Origin of the sequence: Nostoc sp. CHAB 5715, assembly GCF_020829685.1 — a bacterium.
Lineage (GTDB): Bacteria > Cyanobacteriota > Cyanobacteriia > Cyanobacteriales > Nostocaceae > Nostoc.
Genome location: NZ_JAIVFR010000397.1, coordinates 1 through 6359, shown reverse-complemented (window position 1 = coordinate 6359; position 6359 = coordinate 1). Strand labels below are relative to the sequence as shown.

Annotated in this window: 7 protein-coding genes and 2 pseudogenes; 5 read left to right on the top strand and 4 right to left on the bottom strand. The window is 43.6% G+C overall.

Translation table 11 applies throughout. The features are described 5' to 3' along the window. The 3 genes and pseudogenes from LC574_RS21230 to LC574_RS21220 form a co-directional block, all read left to right on the top strand. Positions 1-681, top strand: a pseudogene (locus LC574_RS21230) (NAD(P)H-quinone oxidoreductase subunit F); the annotation flags it as partial. 180 nt (positions 682-861) lie between these two features. Next, complete coding sequence (locus LC574_RS21225) at positions 862-2367, top strand: NADH-quinone oxidoreductase subunit M (protein ID WP_229455462.1); 1506 nt, start codon at positions 862-864, stop codon at positions 2365-2367. A gap of 160 nt (positions 2368-2527) precedes the next feature. Continuing rightward, complete coding sequence (locus LC574_RS21220) at positions 2528-3658, top strand: CO2 hydration protein (protein ID WP_229455461.1); 1131 nt, start codon at positions 2528-2530, stop codon at positions 3656-3658. A 17-nt stretch (positions 3659-3675) separates the two neighbouring features. On the opposite strand, the pseudogene LC574_RS21215 reads toward LC574_RS21220, so the two are convergent. The 4 genes and pseudogenes from LC574_RS21215 to LC574_RS21200 all read right to left on the bottom strand — a co-directional run bounded on the left by LC574_RS21215 (position 3676) and on the right by LC574_RS21200 (position 5539). Further along, positions 3676-4418, bottom strand: a pseudogene (locus LC574_RS21215) (Uma2 family endonuclease). A gap of 285 nt (positions 4419-4703) precedes the next feature. Continuing rightward, complete coding sequence (locus tag LC574_RS21210) at positions 4704-5003, bottom strand: DUF3368 domain-containing protein (protein WP_229455459.1); 300 nt, start codon at positions 5001-5003, stop codon at positions 4704-4706. A gap of 79 nt (positions 5004-5082) precedes the next feature. After that, the gene (locus LC574_RS21205) at positions 5083-5295 is read right to left on the bottom strand and encodes a hypothetical protein (protein ID WP_229455458.1); all 213 of its coding nucleotides are present in this window, start codon (positions 5293-5295) and stop codon (positions 5083-5085) included. Continuing rightward, positions 5288-5539, bottom strand: a complete 252-nt coding sequence (locus tag LC574_RS21200) for a UPF0175 family protein (RefSeq protein WP_163930595.1) — start codon at positions 5537-5539, stop codon at positions 5288-5290. Before LC574_RS21200 ends, LC574_RS21205 begins: the two co-directional genes overlap by 8 nt. A gap of 174 nt (positions 5540-5713) precedes the next feature. On the opposite strand from LC574_RS21200, the gene LC574_RS38160 reads away from it, so the two are divergent. Both LC574_RS38160 and LC574_RS21195 read left to right on the top strand, forming a co-directional pair. Then, positions 5714-5836 carry a hypothetical protein gene (locus LC574_RS38160; protein ID WP_267871620.1) on the top strand — a complete coding sequence of 41 codons (123 nt, stop codon included), beginning with the start codon at positions 5714-5716 and terminating at the stop codon, positions 5834-5836. Further along, positions 5796-6359 (top strand): protein kinase (locus tag LC574_RS21195; RefSeq protein WP_229455457.1); only part of this gene is annotated, 564 nt, incomplete at its 3' end. The genes LC574_RS38160 and LC574_RS21195, both read left to right, overlap by 41 nt.

Here is a 6359-nt window from a genome sequence, read left to right as displayed (position 1 = left end):
CTACCACTAGGAAGCTTTTGGGCAATGTTAGCATGGGCTGACGGTTTTGTGAATATTAGCCCTTGGGTAATTGGGGTTTTATTATTGGTCAATGGCTTGACAGCATTAAACTTGACCAGAGTATTCAGATTAGTATTCTGGGGTAAACCGCAACAGAAAACCCGTCGCACCCCAGAAGTTGGTTGGCAGATGGCCTTACCAATGGTGATTCTCACAGTCTTGACTCTGCTGGTGCCTCTGATGCTACAGCAATGGTATCTTCTACCAGATTGGGAAAGTATTAATTGGTATGTGGCATTAGGGTTGTTTACTTCTACCGTCGTGGGGGTAGGTGTAGGATCTACAGTTTATCTACACAAAGCTTGGTCAAGATCCAGAATCTTGGCGTGGAGATTTGTGCAAGACTTATTAGGTTATGATTTTTATATTGACCGAGTTTATCGGGTAACGGTAGTGGGTGCAGTCGCACTACTATCTAAAATCTCTGCTTGGAGCGATCGCTATTTAGTCGATGGTCTAGTAAACTTGGTTGGGTTTGCGACAATTCTCGGCGGACAAACTTTAAAATACAGCATTTCTGGGCAATCTCAGGGCTATATGTTAACCATCCTAGCGGTCGTCAGCGTCCTGGGTTTATTCATCAGCTGGTCATCGGGTTTACTAGATAAATTACCTTTTTAAGCGAGTTAGGAGACGCGATTAATCGCGTCTGTACAGGAGTTAGGAGACGCGATTAATCGCGTCTGTACAGGAGTTAGGAGTTAAAAGTTTTTATTCTCCCCCTGCTCCCCCTGCTCCCCCTGCTCCCCCTGCTCCCCTGCTCCCCCTGCTCCCCCTGCTCCCCTAACCTGAATTCCGTCTATGCTTAGTGTTTTAATTCTAGTGCCGTTAATCGGCGCAGCTTTAATTGGTTTCTCGCCCTCTGGCATCAATGGTAAATTTGCCCGTGGGGTGGCTTTAGTCTTTGCCAGTATCGCTTTCTTGTGGACAATCATACTAGCAATTCAGTTCCATCCAGGGGAAATCACTCAACAGTTTGCCGAGTCTCTGCCTTGGATAGATGTCTTAGGTTTAAACTATAACCTGGGAATAGATGGTTTATCTTTGCCTCTGCTGATTTTAAATGCACTGTTAACTTGCATTGCCATCTACAGCAGCGATGAATCCCTTCAGCGTCCTAAATTTTATTACTCTTTAATACTATTATTAAGCGCTGGGGTGACTGGAGCTTTTCTAGCACAGGATTTACTGCTATTTTTCCTATTTTACGAATTGGAACTAATCCCGCTATATCTGTTGATAGCTATTTGGGGTGGGGCCAAGCGGGGTTATGCTGCAACAAAATTTCTCATTTATACCGCCGTTTCGGGAATCTTGATTTTGGCAAGTTTCCTCGGTATGGTTTGGCTGAGTGGTTCCTCAAGCTTTGCACTAGCAACCTTGAACCCTACGACTCTACCTCTAGCGACACAGCTTTTACTGCTAGGGGGAATTTTGGTAGGTTTCGGAATTAAAATTCCCTTAGTTCCCTTCCATACTTGGTTACCAGATGCTCACGTTGAAGCTTCCACACCAATTTCTGTGCTGTTGGCTGGAGTGTTGTTAAAGTTGGGAACTTATGGCTTACTGCGGTTTGGGATGAACTTGTTACCAGAAGCTTGGGCTTATGTGGCTCCTTGGTTAGCGACTTGGGCAGTAATAAGTGTACTGTATGGTGCATCCTGTGCGATCGCCCAAACCGATATGAAAAAAATGGTGGCGTACAGTTCCATTGGACACATGGGCTACGTACTTTTAGCGGCGGCGGCGGCTACACCTTTAAGTGTGTTGGGTGCTGTCATGCAAATGATTAGCCACGGCTTGATTTCTGCAATGCTGTTTTTGCTGGTGGGCGTTGTGTATAAAAAAGCTGGCAGCCGCGATTTAGAAATCATCAGAGGACTGCTGAACCCAGAACGGGGTATGCCAGTAATCGGTAGCTTGATGATTGTCGGAGTCATGGCCAGCGCAGGTATACCGGGAATGTTAGGATTTATTTCCGAATTCGTAGTTTATCGGGGTAGTTTTGCAGTTTTTCCAGTACAAACACTGCTGTGCATGATTGGTACGGGTTTAACAGCGGTTTACTTCCTATTACTTGTTAACCGCGCCTTTTTTGGTCGCTTATCTTCACCTGTTGTCAACTTACCACGGGTGTATTGGAGCGATCGCGGCCCAGCTGCAATTTTAGCTGTGCTGATTGTGATTTTCGGCATTCAACCTGGTTGGTTAGTGCGCTGGACTGAACCAACAATTACAGCAATGGTGAATACCCAAAACGTAGTAGCAACAGTGTCCTTGCATAAGAGAATGGGGAATGGGGAGTAGGGAATGGGGAGATGAGGGAGATGAGGGAGATGAGGGGGATGAGGAAGAATAACTCCAAACTCCAAACTCCAAACTCCTAATTCCTAACTCCTGTACAGACGCGATTAATCGCGTCTCTACTCCTAACTCTCAATGCCCTATACTTTATGGAGAAATCGCAATGGTAACTATTAGAAAGAAATTCACAAACGAACCTTTGCCTGAGTTTATTGAACGCCTGCAAACAGGACAGGCATTACTTTCCGATAGTCCAGAAAATGTGGTGGAAGTAGTTGGTATTCTCAAAAGCTATGGTGTAGTTATAGATGCCTATTCAATAAATCTGAATTATATTGCCGAACATCAGTTTTTAGTATTTTTCCCATTTTTTAAATACTTTAATGGAGAAGTATCTTTTCAGAAATTACTTCGTCACTGGTGGCACGATCGCATTAATTTTGAATATGCCGAATATTGCATGAAAGGCATGATGTGGCACGGTGGCGGCGGTTTAGATACATATTTAGATACAAAAGAATTTCAAGAAAGAGCGAAAGCTGTCATCACAGCTAAATTTAAAAATAATCCTTTAATTTTAGGCATTAACCAACTGTTTCCAGACTTTTTGACTGAGCAGTTACGCGTTTCTGCTTACTACACTGGTTTAGGTCAATTTTGGCGAGTCATGGCTGATATTTTCCTCAGCTTATCAGACCGCTACGACAAAGGCGAAATCAAATCAATTCCCCAAATTGTAGACCATATTAAAGCAGGGTTAGTGGAAAATGCATCCAAGCCAATTACCTACACTGTCAAAGTTCGGGAAAAACTCTATGAAATCATTCCTGAAGACGTTGGTTTGACTTTCTTGGCAGACACAGCAATACCTTATGTAGAAGCAGTTTTCTTTAGAGGAACACCTTTCCACGGCACAGTTTCATACAACGCCCAAGCTTATCAAATATCCCCAGATCAAAGTCGATTCCAGTATGGCGCATTATACGCCGATCCTTTGCCCATCGGCGGTGCAGGTATTCCTCCTACCTTGTTGATGCAAGATATGCGTCATTATCTTCCAGAGTACTTGCATGAAATTTATCGTCGCAGTCTTCGGGGTGAAGATGATTTGCGAGTGCAAATTTGTATGACTTTCCAAAAATCGATGTTTTGCGTAACCACAGCAGCGATTTTAGGACTAGCGCCTTATCCAATAGATACTAAAGATCCATCCGAGGAAAAAGCGAATCGAGTTTATTTCGCAAAGTGGATGAGTCGCTTAGAAACTTCCCGGTTGCTAGACGTGAATAAATAGTTGACTTTTACTCAAAATTATGCGTCTGGTTCAATGCCTAGAGAGCGCAATTGAGCAGCTAGGCGTTCTGCTCTTTGACGTTCTTGCTCGGCTCTTTGATGTTCTTGTTCGGCTCTTTCTTCGCCCGTCAACAACAAATTACCTTGTAAATCCCACCAGCGTAGCCAAGGTAATTTCATATTCTGATATTGTCCCTGCCATAGACCTAACTCCACCCCTAAAGGAGGTATAGGATAATGTCCGCGTTCATTTGCTGCTAATAACTGATATTGTCCACCAATTAATTCATAAACTGCCACACTGGCTTTATTCACTTCATAAATGCCATAGAAGGGAGGACGAATGACTTGCTCGTAAATCCAAAATTTCCCCTTCCAAGGAGTTTTATCTCGCTCCTCACTACCATCCCCAGAAACGAATTCCAATGCAATCAATGGGGCAATAAACTCTCGCCATAATACATAAGACCTGCGCGTTTGTCCATTCAAAGTAGGTGGTACATTGCCTACATAAAACCAGTCTGGTGCTTCTGCGCCTTTTTCTGGGGGTCAGTCATCCGCCAGTAGATACCGCTATCTTGACCAATGCAGTATTGCCCATCAGGATGACGTTTTTGCAATATCGGTTTAATTGAGTCGGTTAGGAGAATGCTTTGGGGATGTTCCTGAAAGTTTTTCACGAATGTACCGTCAGACTCAGGAAGTTGTGTATGGTCTGGAAACGGGGTGAGGTCGGTGGATAAATCGGTTGCAGAGGTCATAAGGTTACCTTTGCAGGAGTAAGGGTTGTTTTTTAGTTTAGCAGTGGAAGGGGAGATGGGGCGATCGCTTACTTATACGTGTCAACTTAAGCTAGAAATGGCTTAACTGTTGGCTTCCACGCCCGCCCAGAAATGAATTTCAGGGCTTATAGCTAAAGTCTACTGAAGTAGACTAAAAATTTTTCGGATTATTTAGTCATCTTCAGATGACTTTTGCTATTAGCAAGGAACTTCAGTTCCTTGCGGGACATGACTTTTACGTTAAGTTGACACGTATGTCGCTTACTACTCGTCAACTAATGCCAGTGCTTGATTGATCGCACGGTCAGAAAGATACATTCCTGATGAGCGTAAATTCTCTATGATTGGTCGTGCCATTGTTATTTTGCCACGTTGCTTTGCTGTCAAAACTATACCTAGTGTTCCTCGCACAGGAATCCCCAGTACTGCTGCACATCTACGAGCCGCAAGATCATCCATAATTGCTTCTGTACCAGGGTGAGTATACGCCCAAGTCAAAACAGATGATTCGCCTTTACCTAAATCCCAAGATTGGATAATCTCAGGAGTTAGAGGTGCTTCCACAACTGTTAACAAAAGTTGGGGGTTTAAGTAAAGAGCCTAAGAAGGGCAGAACGTATGTTAGTCGGGGTCTAAATAAGAGTCACAAAACGTAATTGCGAATTGCGAATTGGTTTAACCAGTTTGTTTGTGAAAGTGCTGTAACAGTCGGGTCTTCTGTGCCTCTTTGCTGAATTTCAACAGCTACCGTTGATGGAACTAAAACTTCTTCACCCAATAACTGCAACAAATCTAGGAAACTACTTCTAGATAAAAAAATTAGAGGTGAAGCATTAATTACAGGTGGTTCAGCCACGTTCTAATTCCCGTTGTAAGTCATCAAAATCAACAATGAAGGCATCGATTTGTTCACGGGATAGAGCCAAGAGAAAATCTGTTCTATCTAAATCGGCGATATTAGCTGCTTTCTCTTGGGAAATTTCACCGCGTCCATACCAGTGGATGGCCGCAGCCAAACGCAATTCACGGACAAACTCATTAGGTGACAGGCGCAGGGCAGAGAATATTTCTTCGGGTAGCTCTAAGGTGACAGTAGTCATAAAAGTTATGCAGTGTGAAAGCCTATTCTAGACTTCACTTTAGCAATTTTACGGTGTGGGAGAAAAGAGTGTAGGCGTAGCCCGTCGTAGCGGCGGCTTCCGCCAATGTGAACTTTTCAAGGCAGACATCGCTCTCTTGCTCAAAGCTAACTTAGCTTCTCAATATTCACTTGTGTGAGAATTAATCAAAGTATTTTGGGAGTTGCAAAGATGGCTTGGATAGCTGGCGATCGCTTGCAAGGTGGAAAATACACTATTGAAAGAGAGTTGGGAAGAGGACGCTTTGGCATTACTTAGTTTGGTCAAAAATCAGAATGGCGATCGCCAAGTCATTAAAACCTTAAATGATGACTTGCTAACGTCTCTAAGCCAGCCAGAACGCGGACGATTAGAAACGATGTTTTGGCAGGAGGCGGTAAAACTTAGTCGATGTCAGCATAAGCATATTGTCGAAGTTGCTGAACCTTTCAAGGAAGGAGAGCATTGGTGTTTGGTAATGGAATATGTGGATGACGTGAGTTTGGCTGACCTCCGCCCACCAACTCTTTCGGAACCAGACGCACTACGTTACATTCAGCAAATTGGGGAAGCACTGATAGTTGTACATGAAAATCAACTGATTCATCGGGATGTGCATCCAGGAAATATCTTGTTGCGGAACCGAGAGGGGCAGTTAGAAGCCGTGTTAATCGATTTTGGTTTAGCTCTGGATTTTGACCATATTTTAACTACAAGCCGAACTAGGGAAACTTCTGATGGATTTACGCCTCCTGAACTTTATGCTAGAGGTACTATAACTCGTGCGTATAGCGATATTTAT

Coding starts and splice junctions, on each gene's coding strand:
- LC574_RS21200 (WP_163930595.1), bottom strand. CDS start 5,539: ATGACTACTGTCACCTTAGAGCTACCCGAAGAAATATTCTCTGCCCTG.
- LC574_RS21225 (WP_229455462.1), top strand. CDS start 862: ATGCTTAGTGTTTTAATTCTAGTGCCGTTAATCGGCGCAGCTTTAATT.
- LC574_RS21220 (WP_229455461.1), top strand. CDS start 2,528: ATGGTAACTATTAGAAAGAAATTCACAAACGAACCTTTGCCTGAGTTT.